The sequence below is a fragment of the Streptomyces sp. NPDC044704 genome (assembly GCF_056433525.1).
In genome coordinates, this window is the sequence record NZ_JBWKGY010000023.1 from 78,782 (window position 1) to 99,356 (window position 20,575).

Annotated in this window: 16 protein-coding genes and 3 pseudogenes; 7 read left to right on the plus strand and 12 right to left on the minus strand. The window is 68.3% G+C overall.

Annotated elements, in window-relative coordinates:
* The first annotated feature begins 525 nt into the window (after positions 1-525).
* Positions 526-873 carry a MerR family transcriptional regulator gene (locus AC07B0_RS35195; protein ID WP_469378622.1) on the plus strand — a complete coding sequence of 116 codons (348 nt, stop codon included), beginning with the start codon at positions 526-528 and terminating at the stop codon, positions 871-873.
* A gap of 86 nt (positions 874-959) precedes the next feature.
* Complete coding sequence (locus AC07B0_RS35200; protein WP_469378624.1) at positions 960-1,259, plus strand: hypothetical protein; 300 nt, start codon at positions 960-962, stop codon at positions 1,257-1,259.
* A 45-nt stretch (positions 1,260-1,304) separates the two neighbouring features.
* On the opposite strand, the gene AC07B0_RS35205 is transcribed toward AC07B0_RS35200, so the two are convergent.
* A complete protein-coding gene (locus AC07B0_RS35205) occupies positions 1,305-1,595 on the minus strand; it encodes a DUF6207 family protein (protein ID WP_469378626.1) in 291 nt (96 codons plus the stop codon).
* A gap of 565 nt (positions 1,596-2,160) precedes the next feature.
* Positions 2,161-3,054: a hypothetical protein gene (locus AC07B0_RS35210; protein ID WP_469378628.1), complete on the minus strand. Its 894-nt coding sequence runs from the start codon at positions 3,052-3,054 to the stop codon at positions 2,161-2,163.
* A gap of 419 nt (positions 3,055-3,473) precedes the next feature.
* Here AC07B0_RS35210 and AC07B0_RS35215 point away from each other — a divergent pair.
* A pseudogene (locus AC07B0_RS35215) lies at positions 3,474-3,896 on the plus strand (transposase); the annotation flags it as partial.
* Between the two features lie 150 nt (positions 3,897-4,046).
* Here the strand turns inward: AC07B0_RS35215 and AC07B0_RS35220 are convergent.
* The 3 genes from AC07B0_RS35220 to AC07B0_RS35230 all read right to left on the minus strand — a co-directional run bounded on the left by AC07B0_RS35220 (position 4,047) and on the right by AC07B0_RS35230 (position 5,760).
* Positions 4,047-4,265, minus strand: a complete 219-nt coding sequence (locus AC07B0_RS35220; protein ID WP_469378665.1) for a hypothetical protein — start codon at positions 4,263-4,265, stop codon at positions 4,047-4,049.
* Positions 4,266-4,302: 37 nt separating this feature from the next.
* Positions 4,303-4,680 carry a hypothetical protein gene (locus AC07B0_RS35225; RefSeq protein ID WP_469378666.1) on the minus strand — a complete coding sequence of 126 codons (378 nt, stop codon included), beginning with the start codon at positions 4,678-4,680 and terminating at the stop codon, positions 4,303-4,305.
* A 765-nt stretch (positions 4,681-5,445) separates the two neighbouring features.
* Complete coding sequence (locus tag AC07B0_RS35230; protein WP_478899990.1) at positions 5,446-5,760, minus strand: RRQRL motif-containing zinc-binding protein; 315 nt, start codon at positions 5,758-5,760, stop codon at positions 5,446-5,448.
* A gap of 265 nt (positions 5,761-6,025) precedes the next feature.
* Here AC07B0_RS35230 and AC07B0_RS35235 point away from each other — a divergent pair, with 265 nt between their 5' ends.
* On the plus strand, positions 6,026-7,459 hold the full coding sequence (locus AC07B0_RS35235) for a hypothetical protein (RefSeq protein WP_478899991.1): 1,434 nt from the start codon (positions 6,026-6,028) through the stop codon (positions 7,457-7,459).
* A gap of 194 nt (positions 7,460-7,653) precedes the next feature.
* Here the strand turns inward: AC07B0_RS35235 and AC07B0_RS35240 are convergent, their stop codons facing one another.
* Positions 7,654-8,034, minus strand: a complete 381-nt coding sequence (locus tag AC07B0_RS35240) for a DUF6221 family protein (RefSeq protein ID WP_469378632.1) — start codon at positions 8,032-8,034, stop codon at positions 7,654-7,656.
* A gap of 95 nt (positions 8,035-8,129) precedes the next feature.
* Between AC07B0_RS35240 and AC07B0_RS35245 the strand changes: the two are divergent.
* Positions 8,130-8,875: pseudogene (locus AC07B0_RS35245) on the plus strand (transposase); the annotation flags it as partial.
* A 206-nt stretch (positions 8,876-9,081) separates the two neighbouring features.
* On the opposite strand, the gene AC07B0_RS35250 reads toward AC07B0_RS35245, so the two are convergent.
* From AC07B0_RS35250 to AC07B0_RS35265, 4 genes and pseudogenes are all read right to left on the minus strand, one after another.
* Positions 9,082-9,951 carry a hypothetical protein gene (locus AC07B0_RS35250; RefSeq protein WP_478899992.1) on the minus strand — a complete coding sequence of 290 codons (870 nt, stop codon included), beginning with the start codon at positions 9,949-9,951 and terminating at the stop codon, positions 9,082-9,084.
* A 25-nt stretch (positions 9,952-9,976) separates the two neighbouring features.
* Positions 9,977-13,108: an ATP-binding protein gene (locus AC07B0_RS35255; protein ID WP_478899994.1), complete on the minus strand. Its 3,132-nt coding sequence runs from the start codon at positions 13,106-13,108 to the stop codon at positions 9,977-9,979.
* A gap of 17 nt (positions 13,109-13,125) precedes the next feature.
* Positions 13,126-13,518 (minus strand): hypothetical protein, encoded by a 393-nt coding sequence (locus tag AC07B0_RS35260; protein WP_478900010.1) that lies wholly within the window; start codon positions 13,516-13,518, stop codon positions 13,126-13,128.
* Between the two features lie 153 nt (positions 13,519-13,671).
* Positions 13,672-13,815 (minus strand): annotated as a pseudogene (locus tag AC07B0_RS35265) (zinc-ribbon domain-containing protein); the annotation flags it as partial.
* Positions 13,816-14,122: 307 nt separating this feature from the next.
* Here AC07B0_RS35265 and AC07B0_RS35270 point away from each other — a divergent pair.
* The gene (locus AC07B0_RS35270) at positions 14,123-14,782 is read left to right on the plus strand and encodes a hypothetical protein (RefSeq protein ID WP_469378636.1); all 660 of its coding nucleotides are present in this window, start codon (positions 14,123-14,125) and stop codon (positions 14,780-14,782) included.
* Between the two features lie 357 nt (positions 14,783-15,139).
* Here the strand turns inward: AC07B0_RS35270 and AC07B0_RS35275 are convergent, their stop codons facing one another.
* Positions 15,140-15,874, minus strand: a complete 735-nt coding sequence (locus AC07B0_RS35275) for a hypothetical protein (protein WP_478899995.1) — start codon at positions 15,872-15,874, stop codon at positions 15,140-15,142.
* An 884-nt stretch (positions 15,875-16,758) separates the two neighbouring features.
* Positions 16,759-18,036 carry a hypothetical protein gene (locus AC07B0_RS35280; protein WP_478899997.1) on the minus strand — a complete coding sequence of 426 codons (1,278 nt, stop codon included), beginning with the start codon at positions 18,034-18,036 and terminating at the stop codon, positions 16,759-16,761.
* A gap of 195 nt (positions 18,037-18,231) precedes the next feature.
* Here AC07B0_RS35280 and AC07B0_RS35285 point away from each other — a divergent pair, with 195 nt between their 5' ends.
* On the plus strand, positions 18,232-19,569 hold the full coding sequence (locus AC07B0_RS35285; protein ID WP_478899999.1) for a NucA/NucB deoxyribonuclease domain-containing protein: 1,338 nt from the start codon (positions 18,232-18,234) through the stop codon (positions 19,567-19,569).
* Positions 19,570-20,575: the final 1,006 nt, after the last annotated feature.

Here is a 20,575-nt window from a genome sequence, read left to right on the forward strand (position 1 = left end):
TACCGCAGTTAACGCAGTGGTGAAGTTGGCAGTACCCAGCAGTGAAGTGAGTGAGTGGTACCTCGGTGAAGGCGTCGGCTGCGGGCGCGCGCACCGGGAGGTTCGGCAGTGGGGTTCCAAGCCAGAGCAGATGCAGGATGGGCGACGGGGCTGGCTGCCGGAGCGTGGCGCTTGGTCAGGCCACGAGCAGAAAGAAGTACGCAGTACCAGCAGGACCGAGTGGAGCAGTACCCGTAGTTCCCCGCTTGGAAAGCAGTTGATCATCCGAGGGATGAACGGAGGGATTGGGCGCCATCAGGATCGCCCGGGCGGAGGTTTTGGGCCCGGGTACCGCAGGACATCGATAGTGAGGTGGTCTCCGGTCAAGCAACCGCGATCCCCGCACCTCCCGTCCCCGTTCGGACGGGTCAGCGGATACAAGAGGCCGGCGCAGTCTCAGGGCCGGCAGATGGTGTAGCAGTTCCTTCGGGGCCCTGGCGCGATAGGCGCCAGGGCCCCTCCACGCGTTCCCGCCAGAGAGGTCTCATGACAGCAGAAACCCCGGCCGGCCCCCTCGGCGGCCACCTGGACGACGAAGACTTCCCCGCCTACACCATGGGCAGGGCCGCCGAAATGCTCGGCACCACCCAGGGCTTCCTCCGCGCCATCGGAGACGCCCGCCTCATCACCCCGCTCCGCTCCGCCGGCGGACACCGCCGCTACTCCCGCTACCAGCTGCGCATCGCCGCCCGCGCCCGCCAACTCGTCGACCAGGGCACCCCCGTCGAAGCCGCCTGCCGCATCATCATCCTCGAAGAGCAACTGGAGGAAGCACAGCGCATCAACGCCGCATACCGGCATGCCGCCGAGGCACACCCCAGTACGGCGGCCTGAAAGCGCACAGCCCCGCCCCTTGCGACCGTCCCGACGCCGGCGACATCGCCTTCACCGCGCGAGTGGAACTCTCCGGAGGGGAGACGATGGGCCACCTCCACAAACTGATCACTGCCCTCACCCGCGGCATAAGCTCCATCTACGAGCTGGGGGCCGCCGCGCCGCCCGGAACCGCGTTGGAGATCATGGTCGGCAAGCGCCACCAGCTCGCCCTCCACAGCGGCCACGTCCTCGGCCTCCCCCAGCTCCTGCGCCATGCCGTCGACACCATCGACGCCCACGCCACTTCCAGCGATGGACTGTGCCGCCACTGCTACGGCACCGGGCGGGCGTATCCCCTGTGGGAGGTGGAGGCCGAAGAGCCGGAGAGCCTGGGCAAGCCTTAGGCGACCCTGGGCAAGCCCTTCACCAAGGGCTTGCCCAGGGTCCTCTCACGGGCCGTCCCGCCCCGGGCGCAGGACGTCGGCGTAGATCCGGGCCCGGACGCCGGGCTCGCCGGGATCCCTGCGCACCGGGCCGACGCCTGATGTGGCCCAGCGCTCTTCCAGCGCGGCCATGACGGCCCGGAAGGTGTTCTCGTCCCCGCCGGTGATGTCCAGGACCACCAGGCCGGGCTCGGCGATGTGCTGCTCGTCGATCGGCTTCATGAGCCCTGCGATGGTGCTGGAACCGGGCCGGTTCGCCGCCGGCCCCGGGTCCACCCGCAGGAGGGGCTGGCTCAAGTCGCGGGCGTCGCACGGTTGGCAAGCTCTGTCGGGGTGCGGCTCCCGCCGCGGCCCTGGTGGCCAGGGCCGCACCCCGTACGTCCAAACGTACTCAGGGGCCGAGTCACCGGCGTGGCTTTTCGCTGGCGGCCGTGCTCTGCTGCCTCACCCGTGCGCGTGCGGCCAGGTGCCAGTGGGGGGGCGACGGGAACAGGCTGGGCGCATCTCCGCGAAGCTGATCCTCCCGGCATCCGGGGCTTTCTCGCGGCCGTCGGGCTGGAGAGCGCCGACGACGTAGACGTCACCGACCCCGACTTCGTGGAGTGGAGAGGCGTCGGCCCGGAAGGTGTGTCTCGCAGCGATGAATGTCACTGCCGATGGCAGCCGACCTGGAGTTTCGCACTGGTCTCTCAGCGCTATCCGTCACCAGTTACGCGAGCTTATTGTCACCTAGAGCGCGGTCGTAGCCTAGGCGCCACCGGACTGGTGTCGCCCGCAAGGCGGGTGTCCTGTCGGAGTGCGCCTGGCAAGCGATGGTCCTCCCGCGTGCGTTGCGGCCGGTACCCATGGGGGCGCCGGGATGTCAGTACCATCCCAGAACGTCAACGGTCATGCCCTTGTCCGCCAACGGCTTCTCATCGTGGTCGAGTAGGTGTTTGAAGAGGAACTTCGGCTCGGCGGTGCTGCCCGCTTCCTTGAGGAACCAGCCTGACCCGTTCTTGATGAGGGTCCTCTTGCCGTCCGGGTCGGTCGCCTCGCTCTGGCGCCCGGGGGATGCGGCCTGTCGCTTCTCGACCTGGCCGGACGCGGCGATGTCCCAGGCCAACCCGTTGTCCTGGGAGAACGTGCCTGCCTCAAGGGTGGCCTCTTCCTTCAGGTCATCCGGGCTCTTCGGGTCAGCGGAGTACACCTTTTCATTGCTGGCCAGGAAGTACACCTGCTTCCCATCCGGGCCGAAGCGGGGTTGCGTGTAGCCGAGCTTGCCGCCCGAGTACGTCGGCTTGCCGCCGATACTCACCGGCGTGTCCCCGTAGTTCCCGTTCGAGCCCGCGCCGCTCGTGTACTCCCCGAAGAACAGGTCGCCGGCCTTCGTCGTCCACACGACGGAGTGCCAGTCCGGCGAGAAGGCCTGCCTCCTCCACACGCTCGGTACGGCGTATTGGGGCAGGAAGGCTCCAGCCTTGGTCCTGCCGGTCGTCTCGTCAAAGACCACGAGCTCGGTGAGGTTGCCGGACACCAGCGCGACCAGGCCCTTCATCTCCAGGCTCTTCTGCTCCGTCTTCGCCGGCGGGGCCTGACCGGATGCCGTCGGCCCTCCCTTGTCAGCCGGCGCCTGCCCGCCCCCATCGTCCCCGCCGCACGAGACCGTACCCGCGAGGAGGACGGCGACAACGGGAACCGCCCACACGGGCCAGCGGCGCCGCTGACTGCCCCTGCTCTCAGTGGAAACAGATGTGGTCAACGGGACTTCCGACATGCGCAGCATCCCCCTCATGGCACGGCCGACCATCAAGTTGACCACACGCAGGCCACATTGGGGAGAGACTCCCGGCCGTCCCCCCCGGCGCTGAGCGGCGGGCCGCTGCCCGCGCCCGCGGCGCGCCCGCCCTGGCGGCCCGGTGGCCCGCCTACTTCGTGGCGTTCCTGGTCCACGAGATGCTCGCCCAGGGGCACTCGCGGCGGGCGATCGCCCGGCATCTGGGCTGGGGCCTCAACACCGTCCTCCGGTACGCGAACGCCTCACGCTGGCAGGACACCATCCGCGAGAACCGGCCCCCGCCCAGCAGACTCGATCCCTACAAGCCCTACCTCGAACGACGATTCACCGAGGGATGCACCAGCGTCACCCAACTCCACGGCGAACCGGTCGCCGAGCAGGCTCCCGTCACCTACGCCATGGTCCGAGCCCACATCGCCACCTTGCGCAGGGACCCGTCCACCGCACCGCCACGGCCAGCGACCGTACGGCAGGTGACCGGCTGGCTCACCCGCCGCCCCGCCACCCTGAGTGAGGAGGACCGCATCGGCCTCAAGGACCTTTTGGCCCGTTGTCCGGAACTGGACACGGCTGCCGAACATGTCCGTGACTTCGGCGAGCTGCTAACCGACTGCCTCGGCGCCACGCTCCCTGCCTGGATCGACGCAGTCGAAGCCAGCCGGCTGCCCGGGCTCACCGGCTTCGCGCTCCACCTGCGGCGAGACCTCGACGCCGTGATCGCCGGCCTCACCCTGGACTGGAGCTCGGGCAGCGTGGAGGGAGCCGTGAACCGCATCAAGAAGATCAAGAGACAGCTCTACGGCCGAGCCGGCTTCCACCTGCTCCGGAAGATGATCCTGCTGCAGCAGCGCCTCGCAGGGGCTATTCGAGCTGCGACTCCCGATACCTTTCCTCAGGCTGTTCCTCCCAGTGAAAGCGGGCAGCCACGTCCGGCTGCGCGACTTGCAGGACAGGGAGAAGTGGCAGCGATGTCATGCTTTGGCATCGGGCATGCCGCTGGTGACGACGATCGCCGCCACGTCGCCGGTCTTCGTGCGGCCCAACCAGACGACGCCGCCCGACTCGGCCCCGAACGTGACCAAATCGGCTTGCCGCGACTCATCGCGTACCCGTTCGCACCCGTCGGCCAGCTGCTCATAGTCGCGCGGGGCAGGGACCCCGTCTATGAACGTGCGAAACGGTGCGGACAAGGTCGTCCACGCGCCTGCATCGGCGAAGCAGCCGACATTAGCATCGGAGAAGAAACGGGGGCTCCTCGCCCGGCTGAAGCCGGGCGATGTCGTCCTCGAGACTCAGGCCCCTCTCCCATCCGACGACAGGGTCGTCGCTGATGCGCGGGCGCGTCGCGGCGCACTCAACACCGTCGACGTGCTCGCCCATGAACTCGTACGGGCCTGCCGTCCACGCGATCTCTACCCGGTAGACGCCCGGGGGAACGCGCACCGCCAGCTCCCGCGGGGGCCTGGTCGGCAGCTCCCTCTGGTACTCCCAGACCTGGTCGTCGTGCCATGGCGCATCGACGACAAGCCGGCCGCTCGGTACGCGGATCGTCGTCGGCTCCTCGATGCCCGTCACGACTACCGGCGTCATCGGATCGTCGTACACCGTCCCAAGGTGAGCACCGGTCACAAAGCCGCCTCCAGGTACCAGGTGGCCTCAGGCCCGGCTGCCAGCCGGGCGTCGCTGACCCATCTCCATGTCTCACTCCCTCCTTGCCACCCGGCCGGGCGGTCAACCGAAAGCTACGTGGGCCCGCTGACATCGGCACTTCTTGCATCGTCGCAATCCGTGATCGCTCCCCAAGACCTGTGCCAGAACCGAAAACGAAGAACGGATGTCGGCCAGTGCTGGCAACACTGCCGACCTGAGGTGCCTGGAGATGTCGGCCAGAATTATGAACGGCTGGAGATTCAGACACCTATTCGACACATCCACCAGGGGAGGTCTTGGGGCGCGAAGGGGTTGTTGAGCGTGCGGTGAAGCACGCGTTCGTCTGCGGGACAGATCACTGCGCTCAGCTCGCGTCGCGCCTTGGACCTCAGAGCATGGAGGGTGAGCTCCAGCAGCGTGCGGACGTGATACTCGCCGTTGCGGAGGTCTGTGTCATCGCGTTCGTAGAACAGCTCGTGGTCTCCGCGTGACCGGCGGATAGACGTGTTCCAGCGGCGGAACGAGTGTGCGACTTCGCCCGCGGGGAGGGCGTGGCCTCGTTCGAAGTCGGCGATCTGCCTGTTAGCCGAGGCGGACAATCCGCGGATCACGGGTATCCGCCGATGTTGCGTGCGGCGTTGCGGGAGCTGTCTCCTGATCTCGCCCGGTGACCGGCGAGGCATGAACACTTCCAGTGGGAAGACGTTGGGTGGACCGATCCTAGCGGGCGGGGTCTCCGGGCGTGCCGTCGCGGCACTCCAAGCAGCTCGTCAGGGACGCAGGAAGCACGAAGAAGGAGCGTCGGCGGCAGGTGCCACAGGTCTGTCTGGCAGCCATCGCCTTGTCGAGGGCGAACTCCTTGGCGAGGGTCATCGGCCGTACCGGGCGGACCTTCGCGATCTCGTACAGCAGGCCGTTCTTCGGGCCGCAGGTCTCGACCTCGGCGACCGGTTCCAGGCCGCCCGGCCGTAATCCCGTCGCCCGAAGTTGGCGTTTCGTCGCGTGACCCGAAGGTGCACACAGGCGCCTGAACACTGGGATGGCCGTCTCGGCTTCAGCGGGGTGGGGTCGACGTCGACCAGGGGGTCCTCGTCCTGGTCGAACCATCACTGGCTGCAGGTACCGGGTAGGCGGCGCTGGGAGAGCGAGTGGCGGGCACCTGGGATGGTGGGGCGCAGGCGGCCGGGTTTGCGGCGCCCTCGTGACCGGGCTCGGAGCCGGGCGGTGACCACCGCCTCCCCAGGCCGTCTTCGAGAGCAACGGAGTTGGTAGTTTCGGGATCATGGGGAGAATCGCCTGGGTGACCAGGTCTCTGGGTGGGGGCGCGCTGCTGTTCGCGGTGCTGGCCCTGTGGACGCTGTTGTTCCACGTCGGCGTGACGGTGTATCGGCCGGACGTGGCCGTACTCGGGGCGGTGTCCCTGGCGCTGGCCGCCGGGTGGGTGTGGTCGGCCTCCCGGCCGATCCCGGTCACGCCACCGAGGCAGGTCGAACCGGTGCCGGCGCCGCCCGCGAAGCTGCCCTGGAAACGGCCGTTCCGGGACTTCCTTCCCCTGCTGCTGGCCGTGGTGGTGGTACTGCCCGCTCTGGCCGTGCTCACCGAGCTGATCACGCGCCCGGACGGCGACGACCTGAAGCGGATCGCGGCGATACAGAAGGCCGGCGCCGAAGTGACGCGGGGCACCATCGTCGAGCTCCACCGGGTGAAGTCGGGGAAGAACAAGGAGGTCGCGGACACCGCCGACGTCACCGTCGAGGTGCCCGTGCATGGCCCCGGGGGCGGCAGTACAGACACCAGGCGGCTCGAGGTGGTGAGCGGGCACATCTCGGACCGATTCAGGGGCGGCTTCGAGGGCGAATCCGTACTGGTCCTGCACGCCCCGACGGCGCCCGCACTGGGCGGTGTCGTGGACGAGCCCGGCCACATCGAGCGGTACGTGGAGGCGGCCTCTCCGCTCGCGTTCTCCCTCACGCCCTTGACCACCTGGATCGGCCTCGGCATCGGAGCGGCAATCACGCTCTTCGGGTCGCTGATGTTCGTCCGGGTACCTCCCGCCGATCCGACCCTCCGGACCCTTCGTGAGGACGCGGCGGCCGGGGCGGCGCTGCCCGCCGTCCGGGCACGGATCATCGCGGCCCGGCGGAACGAACACACCACGTTCGGAACGGTGGACGGAACAGTGCGGGTGCGATCGGACCACAAGCTGCGCCTCGCGCTGGAGGACGGTTCCGAGCTGCTGATCGGCAACCCGACCGTCGAGCCGGCCGGGCTCGCCCTCCTCGCGGCGCGCATGGGAGAACGGCCGGGCTGGCTGTGCGGTGCCCGGAACTGGCGTCTGATCCGCAACGACCATCAGCCGGTCGTCTTCGTCACCGACGAGGGGGAGGTGGCGTGGCTGAAGATGGACCGCGAGGAATTCCAGCGGGTCATGGAGCCCGCCACCCCGATACAGCCCGACCCGGAGCGTTCGACGCGGCTCTCCCCGTGGCCCACCACCGTGGTGCCCGGGGCCCACTGGCCCTGGCTCGGGGGTATGGCGTTGTCCTACGCACTGGTCGTCCTCGTGCTGATGCTGCCGATGTCCTGGCTCGCCGCATGGCTGACGACCGCACTCTCTGCGGTCGTGGCCGTGGCCGCCTGCGTGGTGCTGGTGCGGCGCCGGGCGGACCTCTCCGACAGGACCGGCCGCTGGGAGATCCGCGCGACCCGCGACCCGGAACTCGGTCCGGCCTGAAGGCCCCGAGCAGGCCCCCGAGGGGAGCGGGGGCAGACCAAGGAAGACGAGCGACAAAGCCGCCACCATCTACCTCGCCGGACTCCACCTCGCCGCCCTCTTCATCTGGTCAGCCAGATGATCCGAAAGCGAGCTCGCGGGCCGCAGCCACGAACGCTGCTTACCTGAGGGCTGTCCCGTAAACGATCTCGGTCTCAGGGGCGTCGGGGGTAGTCAGGGTGATCGCCGTAAGGCGACGCGAGGTCGAGCAGGTCATCGCATGGCCAGGTCTCGCCGTCGTACTGGCAGTCATCGCGGTTGTCCCACGGTAGTTCGGGGTCGCCCGTGGCAGGACTGAGTACATGGCGGGCGAGCACGCGTCGCTTGGCTTCGACCTCCCGCAGGACGCGAGCCGGGTCGTGCAGCGCGACGTGCAGGGCGATCGTGGGATGGAAGCCGGAGAGTTCTACTTGACAGAAGTCGACTGCGTGCCCGTGAGCGGTCCACTCCCCGCAGCCGCCACCGTCGCAGCGTCGGGCCAGGTCGGCCTCCTCGTCCAACCGTGCGTGGAGGAACGTCACAAGGTCATGGCTCATGGGGTCATCCTGGACGATGCGCCAGGCCCGGCCGCCTGATTTCCGTACCGTGGGCAGGACCCGGCTGACCGGCGCACCACTGAGATGATCTGGCTGTGGCTGGTGTGATCACGGCGTCGGAGCCGTCCTGGATATCCCCGTTCGGCGGGCTGAGCCCGCGGCAGTTCGGGAAGCTGGTGACGGTGCTGCGGCGCGAGAGTGCGGACGCGGTCCGCAGGGGCCGGCCGTGGAGCCTTCCGCTGGAGGACCGGGCCCTGCTGCTCGCGGCCTACTGGCGCACGAACCTGACCATGCGCCAGCTCGCCCCGGTGTTCGGGGTCTCCAAGTCGGCGGCGGACCGGATCATCGACCATCTGGGGCCGTTGCTCGCGCTCCAGCCACGCAGACGGTTCGCCAAGGACACCGTGCTCATCGGGGACGGCACCCTGCTCCCCACCTGCGACCACACTGTGGCCGAGCGGTCGAAGAACTACGGTACTCCACCAACCACCAGGTGGTCATCGACGCCGACACCCGCCGGGTCGTCGTGATCGGCCGGCCGCTCGCCGGGAACCGCAACGACTGCAAGGCATGGGAGGAGTCCGGCGCCAAAACAGCCGTCGGCAACACCCTCACGATCGCCGACGGCGGCTACCTCGGCACCAGACTCGTCATTCCGCACCGCAGAGAGCGCGGCCAGAGCGAACTCCCGGACTGGACAGAGGAGCACAACCGGTCACATAAGCAGGTCCGGGCTCGCGTCGAGCACGTCTTCGCCCGCATGAAGGCCTGGAAGATCCTCCGCGACTGCCGCCTCAAAGGCGACGGCGTTCACCACGCCATGCTCGGCATCGCCCCTATGCAGTGGAGTGAATTTCGCGACGCAAGCCCCGTCCGGGCCGCGATCGCTACAGCAGCCCGCCGAGCGGCGCTCGCGCTGGGTCGCCGATCACCTGTCAGGAGCAGGCCAAGGCCTAAGCAGTCAGTTGGGCAGAGCCCGCACCAAGTCGACCGGCTGGGATGCAGGAGGGTGAACGCTTCCCCCGTAGCCCCGGTTCGGTGTACGCCTCATTTGACCTGGTGGATCGGTTGCCTGGTCGTCCGGCCGTGGCTGGTGGAGTCCCGCCAGCCATCGACGTGCCGATGTCCGTCCTTGCCGGTGCGCTCTACGGTATGCGTGTGCCACGTTTCACGGCCGGGGTTCCAATTGTGGTTCGAGTCCCTGATGACCGTACCGTCGGGCTTGTAGTGCTCTCTCATGCTTCCACTACGGACGACGTCGTCGCGGGCGTTCCTATTTACGTCCGTCACCGTATGTCCGTCCTTGGTCGGCGTGACCGTCTTCTCCTCGCTGCCCTTCACGAGATTCTCGCCGTCTCGCCGGACCGTCTTTTCGGTGCTCCTGCCGTCGTTGTGCTGGGTCTTTTCCGTCGTCTCGCTGCCGGTCACCCGGCCGTCTTTGTCGTAGTTGGTCTCGGTCGTCGTCTCAGTCCAGCCGTCTTTCGTCCGCTGGGACTCGGTGTGCTGGGTGCTGGTGACCTTTCCGTCGGCGCCCCTGTTCACCGTGTCGGTGGTGATCGTCCCGTTGGGCAGGTCGAATGATTGCGTGACTTCCGTCGACCCGGTGAACTCGCCCTTGGAGTCGTAGTGGTCGGTGAGACTGCGCACTGTGCCGTCGGGCTTCTCAGTCGTGGTCGTCTTGTCCGTCCCCCCGCCCTGGGTGCGGGTTTCACTCTTCGTGGTCTGGTCTCCGCTCCCTGAGGAGTTGCTGTCGTGCTGGCCCTCCCTGCTGCCGTGTGTGCCGGCGTCCGATCCCGACGGCCCCTGGGAGCCGCCGTCGGTCGCCATGCGGGTCTCGATGTGTCCCCAGCCGCGATCGCGTTCACCGGTCTTCGGCGAGTCCTTGGACTCGTGCTTCGGCGCGCTCTTGTCCTTCATCGCAACGGAACCCTTCGACGAGGTTTCACCGAACCTTTGATTCCTCGGGCGGCGCCGGGGTCAGGCCCGCCAAGGCCAGGAGGTCCGCGAGCACCCGCCGGGCGGTCGCCGGGTGGGCCCAGGTCTCGGTGGCCAGCATCTGCTGGGCGAAGCACAGGGCAGTGCGGTCGGCCGTGCCGCGCAGTTGCCCCACCAGGCTGTCCGGAGTCCCGTCCTCAGGCAGTTCCACCACCTGGTGCGCGGCGTCCTGGCAGACATCCCACACCGCTGCTCGGCCACCTTCCGGGGAAGCCCGGTCCGAGCTGCGGGCCTGCCTCCACAGCTCGGCGAAGCCGCCCTCTGCCACCAGGTCCGCCGTCGGCAGGGCGCACAGGCAGGGTGTGGGCCGGCCCTCCCAGATACGGGCGCACGCCGCGTACGGGCCGCAGTCGCCGCCCTGGATGGCCAGGAGCACCAGGCGGAGCCGGGCCGTCTCCTCCCGGGTCTCCCGGCCCTCCACATGGGCGCTGACCAGTGCGTCGGTCAGCGACGCCACCTCGGCCACCTCCGCGTACGTCCATCCCGCCCGCGCACCTCGTACGTCGGCGAGGTGCCAGGCCGCGTGTCGGACCAGCCGGCCGGGCAGCTCGCCCCGGTCCAGGCCGCGGGGGAGCCGTGGCTTGACCGTGACGGCGACGTCCGGCCACGTGCGGCCGAGCCCGCCGGGGTTCAGCACGGCGGAGAGCACGGCCCGGCCGAATGCCCGTTTCACCGCGGGTTCCGTGACGAGGCCGCGGGCCACCGCGCAGGCCTGAGGGGCAGCCAGGCAGCGGAGGTCGCAAGCCGGCGATGTGAGCAGCAGCTCCGGCTGCTCCGCGTACGGGCCGTGCGTAGCCATGTGCTCTCGGACCTCGTCATGGAAGGGCCAGGTACCGGATCCACCCTTCGACGGGGGCACCTGGACGAGGAGAGGCGCGTCCTCGCCGTCGATGAAGGCAGCCGCCCTGCCGACCGGCAGGGTGGCCAGGGCCAGGCTCTGGCGCTCGGTCATCGCCATGCTCGCGGCGAGCAGCTCGCGATCGTCGCCCGCCACGACGCGGTGGACCAGCTTGAGGTTGGTGTTCTTCAGGACGTCCGGGGCGAGCCTCGTCGCGATCTGGTCTGCGACCACGACCCCCTGCCCGTAGGCGCGGATCTCGGACAGCATGTGGGTGAAGGTCTCGATGGCCTTTCCGCGGACGTCGGCCTCCGTCTCGTCGCCGCGCCGGGACCCGCCTCCCGGGGCGGCCAGCAACCGGTGGGCCTCCTCCACGACGAGGAGGTGGCGCAGGGCCTCGGTGTCTCCCTCGATGCGGCGGTGTTCGGCCAGCCGGATCAGCAGCAGTCCCATCATGAAGGACTTGTCGTCGTCGTCGCCCATGCCCTCCAGTTCGATCACGGTGGGCCGGTCCAGGAGTGTTCCCATGGGCTGGGAGCGGCCGACGTCGAGCATGCGGCCCTTGCCGCCGGTACGGAGGCTGTTCAGGCGGGTCCGCAGGGCCGCGCGCAGGTCGCTGGTGACGCGCTCGTCGTAGCCGAGCCGGGGCACCAGTTCCTCGACCTTCCGCACGAGGTCGGAAAGGGTGGGGAAGGCGAGGGAGCGGTCGGACGCGTCGTCGAGCCGCCGATTCGTCCCGGTCGTGATGTCCCACCCGCGGTCGGCGTAGATGCCGTGCAGTCCGGCCTCCAGTACCTGGGGCAGAGGCGTCCACATGCCGAAGCTGACGTTGAAGACCGAGCGGAGCAGATCCAGGTGGGTGGCGATGGGAATCCCTTCAGGTACTTCGAAGGGGTTCATGCGCAGCGGTGCGACGGTTTCGGTGCCCAGGGTGAAGATCTGGAGAGGGCCGCCCAGCGCGGGGTCGCGGAGCAACACCCGGTACTCCGTCTTGGCCGGTTCCAGGACGAGGAAGGGCACTCCCGAACTGGCGGTGCGGCGCAGCAGCTGGAAGATGGTGTTCGTCTTGCCGGAGCCGGTTACTCCGGTAACGAGGGCGTGACGGGTGAGTTGGGGGGCGCGGACCGTGTATGGCGCGGGGGTGACCTGCTGGCGTTCCACTACGGAGCCCAGGAAGACAGAGTCGGCGTTGACCGGCGGTGGCACCGAGTCGAAGTCGGGTACCGCGGTGACGGCGTAGCCGTTGGTCTCTCCCACGGGTAGGTCGACGTAGGCGGCGAGTTGTACGGAGCTGAGCAAGGACTGGTGGGGGAAAGGATGGTGCTTGCGGCCGGCGTCCGAGGACGGGCCGTCAGGGTCGGGCAGGGCCCAGGCACGAGCCAGCCCCGGTACGTCCTCGCGGTCCCAGACCCTGACCGGCTCCGGTACGGAACGGTCGCCGGAGTACAGCCCGCGCCACATGCTGGCGACGTGGGCGTAGCTGTCGGTGTCGCCGAGGAGGTAGACGGCGGTACGCCAGGCGCCGGTGCCCTGGGCGTCACCCAGACTCTTCAACTGGGCGGTCAGCAGTTCCACGTAGTGTTCGGCGAGCGGGCTGGGCACCCCGCCCAACTTCGCGGCGGTCTGCGCGGCCCGCATCTCGTTGATCACCTGGAGCTTGAGGGAGCGGATCAGTCCTTCGCCGACCGGCTGGGCGAGCACGAACGCCGCCCACCGGGTGGGGCCCATGGCCCGGAGCAGTCGGTCCACCTGTCGCACGCCGTCCGTCTCGTCGGGCGGCTTGGCCGTCGGGATACCGAGAACGAGACCTCCAAGGGGCCAGGGTTCCGCGGCCGAGACCTCCTCCTCGGTGGTATCCACCGCTGGGTAAAGAGACCGCAGGGCGGTGTGCAGCAGCCCGCTGTTGCGCCGTACGGCCGCGGGTTCACCCCCGTCAGGCAACCAGGTTCCCAGGCGGATGCAGGCCCGCCCGGAGTCCCCGCCAAGCTCGAAGGCGAGCGGCACCCTGCACTGGTAGAGGCTGACGAGTAGGTCGCGAGTGACCGGGGCGGCGGCTTCCCGGCTGTCGGTCCACGGGGGAGCGCCATCCTTCCGCAGCCGGCCGACACCGTTGACCCGGAGCAGGGTGCGCAGGGCCGGCGGCGCCGCTGTGAGGCCGACGCCGGAGCCCAGCCGCGGCGGCTCGAAACCCGCGCGCTGCAGGTGATCGAGGTCCTCCGCCGTCAGTTCTTGGATACTCATGCCGATGTCCTCACGGCCTAAGGGGAGTCCCAGCCCGGGGGCGGTCCCGTGGGCATCGTGAACATGCCGTAGGCCACCCAGGCTATGAAGGCCACGACGATGGCGAAGAAGATGCAGACGAGGATGATTACCGGCTTGGGAAGCCCCTTGGGACGGACCTCCGCGCCGGTCGTGTGGTTCTCGACCCGAGTAACGCGGAACGTACCGGAGCGCATGCGACCGTGCGCCCGGACCCAGTCGCCCTCGTGGATCGCTCCTTCGAATGTGCGTCCGCGCATCTCGACCGGAACCAGTGCCACGCGGCGCCCCGATGCGTCGTAGCGCTCGACCCGAAACGTCCAGACGTTCTCCCGGTCGGATTCACCTTGTTGATCGGTGCGCACCTGGAGGCCGCGTACCTGCCCTTCCACCGTCGTCCTGCCGCTCCCTGGGGGTGGCTGGGGCGGTGCGTCGGGCGGCTGGGTGTGTGGGGGGTGGCCCGGCGGGTTCCAACTCCCGTCCACCCGGACCGACTGCGAGCTGGAGGGTCCCGGGCCGCTTCCGGCAGCGCCCGGGTCGAGGGGCGTACCGCACCCGGGACAGAAGGCGGCGGACTTCGGCGCTTGGGCACCGCAGTGCCCGCATCGTGTGGTGTGGCCGACGCTGTATTCACCCATGCCAGTGTCCCGCGCTCTGAGCCCCCTGGGGAATATCTGCTGGTTAGTCATGATTCTAGTCGCTCGGCTCGACTCGTGCGCGCCCTCAGTCGGCTGTCAGGTCCGGTCGCTTCGGGCAGCACTCACCCCCTTCGGGTCACCGAACGCACTGACCCTCGGCGACGGCAGCCGGTCACCGCTTCGGACATGGAGGTGTACGGCCCCCAGGCCGACGAATAGGTGGCCTGCGACTGGCGTGTGGTAACCCTGGGCTGCCCGTGTGGCCTGGTGCCGGGGCGTACCAGGAGCCTGAAGCAGTGCGGCGGCCCGCCCCCGTCCCGGATCGGACTATGTCAGTGCCTGGTGACAGGATCGGAGGGTGCTGATCAACGGATACGACGACGGCCCACTGGTGGCAGGCGAGCCACTGCTGGCCCGCCTGGGTTTCTGGTCGAACTACCTTCTGACGATATGCAGTGACGGGGCATGTGCCGAGCGGGCGGTCCCAGAGTGGTTCGGCGACGATGGCGCTGATGCCGATGCCCTGTCCGAGCTCCTCTTCGATTCCGAACACTGGCCAACGTTCCGAGTGCCGGCCGAAGGGGGTCCCGGAGCTGTGGTGATCTACCGCAACCTGGTCGGCGACTACGCCACCGACTACCTGCTCACCCATCCAGACACGCGCTACGCACGACAGATCGCCAGCTGGGGAGAAGAATTTTCGGGGACCGGCCTGACGTGGCACGAACTGGTCCGCATCGCCGAGTACCCTTCCGCCGCGCGCGAAGGCGTCCAGGACACAGCCGCCCGCCTGCTGCTGCTCCTTCCCCTCCTTATGGACCAGGACCTGCCAGACGTGGCTTCGGCAAGGCTTGCCGCCGCCCTGACTGCGGTCGGCGCGCCGCAGGACATGGCCTCAACCACAGCGGAGCACCTGCTTGCCCACCTGGAGAGAAGGTCTGGGCACGATCCCACGTGGGAGTCTCCTCTGAGCGGCGGGCAAATGGCAGGCCAACCGTTAGGGCGCCCCACCGAATGATCTTGGTATGCCTGGTCTGACGAGCGGGTAGGCCGCGCGGACCACGGAGGGCGGGAGAGGCGTGGCAATGACGGCGCGGACAAGAAGTCGAAGCTGATGCGCCGCTCGAATGCGAAACCGGAGGGCGTCGCGGCGAACGTCGGTGACAAGCTCGTTGCGGACGCGGCGTAGTTGTGCCACGCGGCCGCCGTATACGGGCCTCTTGCCTGGTCCGAGCCGAACCTAGGCGGCAACGTGACCTGAGGTGGCAATCTGGGCACGGGCACCAGCCAGCGAGAACGAACGGCCTGGCACCCAGGGCCATTGCGCGGAGGTCGGTTTCGGCAGGGTGGGAGGAGCTTCTGCTGGCCGGCGTTCTCAGGGCTTAGCGCAGGTCAGTACGACCTGCTCGCTGCGTGCGCTCATGTTGTGGCCCGGGACGTGGAGGGTGACGAACACGCTTACGGATGAGGCGTTCGCCGTTCCCGAAACGTCGACTACTTTGAGCAACGCATGGCTCGTCGTACCGGGGGTGAAGTCGACCGAACCGGAGGAATGCGGCTCGGCGCTGGAGGCGTACGTCCAGTAGTAGTCGACCTTGCCCTGGCCGGTTGCCGTGATGCTGCCGTCGAATTCCGCCTTGTTCGTCTTGGTGCAGTCGACGACGGTCCCGGGCTTGGTGAGGGTCTTCACTGCCACGGCGGTGACCTTGACGTTCTGCTTGCCGCTGCCCGGCCTCTCCCCGGTGGTGACGCATCCGACGCGCTTGGTTTGGTTGCCGGCGCCGTCCCGGTAATTGACGCTGTAGTTACCGTGCCTCACGTCCTGCCGGCTGAGGCTGCCTTGGTCGTCCACTGTGGCTCGGAAGGAAAACCGCTGCCCTTCCACCCGCACCGACTGGTTCGCCGGGAATCCGCTGAGGTGGAGGTTGTAGCTTCGGTCGCCGCCCGGCTCGCCGGTGCCAGCCGGAACCAGCTCACAGGAGGGGCGCGCCGGAGCGGCTCCTGCTGCGTTGCCCGGGGCCGCGGAGGCGGGCGCGAGAGCGACCGAGGAGACGAGCAGGGGTGCTGCGAGGGCTATCAGCAGTCGATGCGCGTTCAACTTCCGGTTCATCGTGCCGCCCTCCACGAGAGGAAGCCCCCCATGTCGGATCACCAGGATATCGGGGGAGAGATGCCAGGGCCATTTCGTGTCGGCGGGGGGCCCGGCGGAGCGGTAACTTCTCCTCGCTGGACACTGCGAAGCGTTGGCCGAGGCCCAGGTCGGCCAGGAATGCCGCGGTATACCTTCGACGGGTTGGTTCTGCCCAGCGTGTGCTTCCTGTCCGGGAACGCTGCATCGGACCGGGAAGGGGGGTGGCCGCATGGCGATGACAGTGCCTCTGGTGCCGGGTGGGACACCTTTACCCGGTGCCCACCCGCAGGGTGAGAGGTGTTATCGGACTTGGCGCTTGGGTCCGGCGCTCGCCCCGGGAAGAGTTGCGTCCCGTGGGCGCGCCGGCCGGGGCGAGGGTGTGGGAGCAGGGCAGAGAGATGTGTGTGATGGATGCGCTGGCCAAACAGGCTGCCGTCGTTCGGTTCCTCCGCGAGTACCCGCAGATTGAGCGAGGTGCATGCGACCACCCCGCTTTGCGGGGCTGCGCCGATGTCGACTGGTCACAGGTACCCGAGGCCCCAGTCCTGCTCCGCGGTCTCCTGGACGAGGAAGCCGGACCCGAGGCTCTACTCGGAGCAGGGTCACCACCGGCACGACGTGTGTGGAGTACACGACGAACGCCACCAAGTCCTCTGTCTCGCGAACTGGCCCCTGACCGGACTTGCAGACCCGCTTCTAGCGAAAGAGGTGGCTGCGTGTGCACTCAGCGCCCGCCGGGAACTCAGAGGCGCTCAGGCGTCCACGGCATGTCCGTGGTGTAGGCCCGGGTCGCCCGACCTCGGTTCACGCTGGATGGAAGTCGGGCGCCTGGGCTAGAGGGGACCGTGTCTGGCGGGTGAGGGTCAGGCCTTCACCAGGTCGTACGTGCCCGTACCGTTCTGCCTGCCGCTGGAGTACTGGCGGATCAGTTCCCCGTCCGCGTACCGGTCGTGGCCGAGCATCGAGCCGGTGTACTTGTTCTGCAGGCCGATCTTCGAGCCGCCAGGTACGTCGCGATAGATGTAGAACCGCTGGAGGTCGTCTTCCGCGCAAGGAGCCGTTGTGAGGTAGGCCTGTTCCTGGTTGGCGATGCTGGCCGGGATGGTCGCGCACCCGCCGTTGCCCCAGTTCCACAGGGACGCCTCGATAACCCCGTTGCGCTCCGTCACGTTGCACAGCCGCCAGTTGTCCAGGTGGGCGCTGGTCCAGTTGGATTCGCGCAGCCGGATGCCATCGTTGGCCAGGACCGGTGCGCTCCAGTTCAGGGGCTTGCCGGGGACGTGGATCCTGTAGACGTCAGGCTGGCAGTTCAGGGCGGCCCGCGTGGCGGGCACACTGGTCCTCGGGGTGGTCGCCTTGCCCGCTGTGCCGTTCGCCGTTTCCTTCGCTGCCGCGTTCCTGGCCGCGGTGGCCTTGGCGGAGGCCACCGGCCCTGGTGCGTGTCCGGCCCGGGGCGGGGTCTCGCAGTCCAGGAGACCCTGCGCCTTGCGCATGATGCTGTTGGCGGGCACCTTGTCCTCGCAGCGCACCGCGCCCTCTTCGAGGGTGGTGTAGGTGGTGTAGCTGCCGCTGTCTGGTCCCTCGATCCACTTCGGCGCCCAGCTGCCGTCGCCCTGTTGGGCGCGGTTGCAGTTGAGGCTTCCGTAGGTGCCGGTGACCTTCTTGGTGCCCTTGTAGACGCCGTAGTAGCCGGGGTCGTTGAAGTTCCAGCTGACGGAGGTTGACTCGCTGCTGGTGGAGGAGTAGTTCACCTGTACGTTCAGGCCCAGCATCGCGCCGACGGTGCCAAGGGCCTCGACGGCGAAATCGCCCTTGATCTCGCCGTTGAGGCCGACGGAGACCGAGATGGTGGTCTGGGTGCTGGTGGTGACGTTCTGGTAGCCGGTCGAGCCCTGGGTGACGTACCAGCCCTTGAAGTGGGTGATCGTCGGGGCGACCTCCGTGCTTTTGATGATCGGGTGGCGCTTGCCGAGATCGGCTGCGGTACAGGCCTGGCCGGGCTGGACCGTCTGCCCGGAGGCGGCCGCAGTGGCGGCGGCCGGGGTGGCGGCGGCCGGGGTGGCGGCCAGGCCCGCGACGGCCGTCGCGGTGGCTATGAGCGCTCCGAGCCCTTTGCTCAGGCGGGTTTTTGTGCGGCGCATCATTGCTTTCCCTCTGTGTGTGATCTGTGAGATGAGTGCTGAGTGAAACTAGCGCCGCTGGGGGCGGCAGGTCTGTACCACAACTAGCCAAATGCGATCACGAAGTCGCGTTCTCGGTTGGCATGAAAGGGAGTTGACCGGTTCCATGCCTTCGGTGCGCGCCCGCAATGGGCCACCGACGGAAGGGACCACCTTGTGAAACACATCAGACGCGGCGTGGCGGCGATAGCCTCGCTCGCCCTCACCGCAGCCCTGTGCGCCGTGGGTGCCTCACCGGCCGCCGCCGCAGGCCCCAAGTCCCCCGCGCCGGCCCCGGGCATCGGGTACACGGCCAAGCCCGGCGACGGTGCTCTGCGCAGCAGCAACGGCAAGGGGACGCCGGAGATGCCGATATCCCCCGACAACCCCGCGGGCACCGAGTGGCTGAACGACTGTCTCGGTTCCTCGGACGCCCAAGACCCCGACGGCCGCGTCTACAACCGGTTCAAGTGGTGCCAGGAATACGAGTTCAAGAACAGGTATTACAAGAAGGTGGAGGGCAAGCCCGTCCTGAAGGGCACCAACACAATCAGGTTCCAGGCCGCCGCCATCGGCTACAACGACTCCCGCGCCACTCGCGTTTTTCTCCGCGCCAAAACCGGCCAGGCTAGCTACGACGGGTGGAGCCCCTTGGAGAAGCGGACCGTCGCCCCGAACCTGAAGCTGGAAATCACCCCCGAATGCGTGCCGGGCGCCAGTCAGCCCACCACTGCCACGTGCGGCGTCGGGCGGTCTCCGGCGAAGATGGAATGGGCCCAGTGGAGCAACTTCCCTGACTGGGTCTACTGGGACGTCTCCTCCGTTGGTGGGGAGGGCCAGGACCAGGTCGCCTTCCACCAGTGGCGCCTCTACATGAACGGCGCGAGCCCGGGATACGAGCAGGGCACCGAGCGCGGTGAGGGCCCCCCGATCGGTATCCGCTGCGACTCGGCCGACTACTTCACCCACGGCCTCAAGCGCTACCCCCGCGCCTGCATCTACACCGGGGCGCCGCCCTTCCTCACCTACGACGGCAACCACCCCAACATTCGCCAGCACATCCGCGACGCGCAGAACGCCCCGGCCACCGACGGCGTCACCTACCCCAAGGAGAACCACCCCAAAAAGGTTCCCGGCAAGTGGTCGCCGGCAGCCGGGACTCGGGGCGCGCCGCTGCACCGCGTGGGGAGCCGCGGGCAGGGCGGCGCGATCGCCCTGGCGAACGAGGAGGTGAAGAAGGCGGCATGCGGGCAGAGGAGCGGGTCCAACCCGTGGGGCCCGGACTACAACGCCGCGACCGGCCTTCCGCCGTACAACACCTCGGTCGATGACTGCGACGAATACCCCTTCAGCTCCACCTATGAGGGCGCATCGTCGATCGAATGGGACTTTACGGTACGCAACATCGAGCTGGGCGAGAACCGGTCGGCGGGCACCAAACTCAGCAACTTCTATGTCGACGACCGGATCCTGGCCTGGCCCGTAGAGGACCCGTACTGGGTGAACGTCGACTGACGTCATGCTCGGTTGACCGCCGATAGCACAGGTGCGGCCACCGTCCCCACCTCCCCGGGGGCGGTGGCCACCGCTATTTGGTTCAGGTCCACCACCACGTGCGCCCGCAAACCACCGGGCCGCCTGCGCGAGGGCGGCCCGCGTTGGTGAAGCCGCAACCCCCGAGCCGGGGCTACAGGAAGGAGCGGCTTCATGAGCCCTGCGACGGCGGTGGAACCGAGACGGTTCGCCAGCGGCTGCGGATCCACACGCACGAGGGAGGGGATCCGGGCTCCGGCTGCGGGGGTCGCGCGGTCGGCACGCTCCGTCGGGATGCGGCCCCAACTTCCCACTCCCGTAACTACCTCCCGCCGCATGTCACGTTGGGGCAGCATGAGTCACTTGAAGTTGACCGGCAGGGACCGGTCCGAGGGAAGATCCCCGCGGGTGCGGGGCCGACCTGATGGGTGGAGGCGGCGCCCAGTCCGCCAGCGAAAGATCCCTGCTGGTGCGGGGCCGACCGGTTTGTGGAGCGGAAGGGGGGCCGCGGACACGGAAGATCCCCGCGGGTGCGGGGCCGACAACAGGGTGGTTGGGTCACAGGAGTACTGCATGGGGGAACCCCCGCGGGTGCGGGGCCGACACTAAATGACCTGCAGGTTTAGAGACGGGCCTGCAAGTTTCCATTCACTTGCTTCAAGAGGTCTCATGCGGATGAAGTCACCTACAGCACTACGCAAGGTGGGCTTCCTCTGAGGAGGTCAGTATCAGTGTAGGCCTCCGCAACCCTGCGAGTCGGTCGCTGATGTCGATCGCGGGCCCCTCCCACGATCACGCCCCGAGTTGCCTGGGCACTTGTAGGTGGAAGATTTTGAGGGGTGGGCTCGGCTACGGGAGGTCTCGATCTGCGGGACGCTGCGTGTAGCCGTTGCCCTGAGGGGGGTGATGGTGATGTTCCATGCTGCAGTGTGTCCGAATGGGCGGGGGCCTGGGGTAGGCGACGGCTCAAGTTTGCCCTGCTGGACAG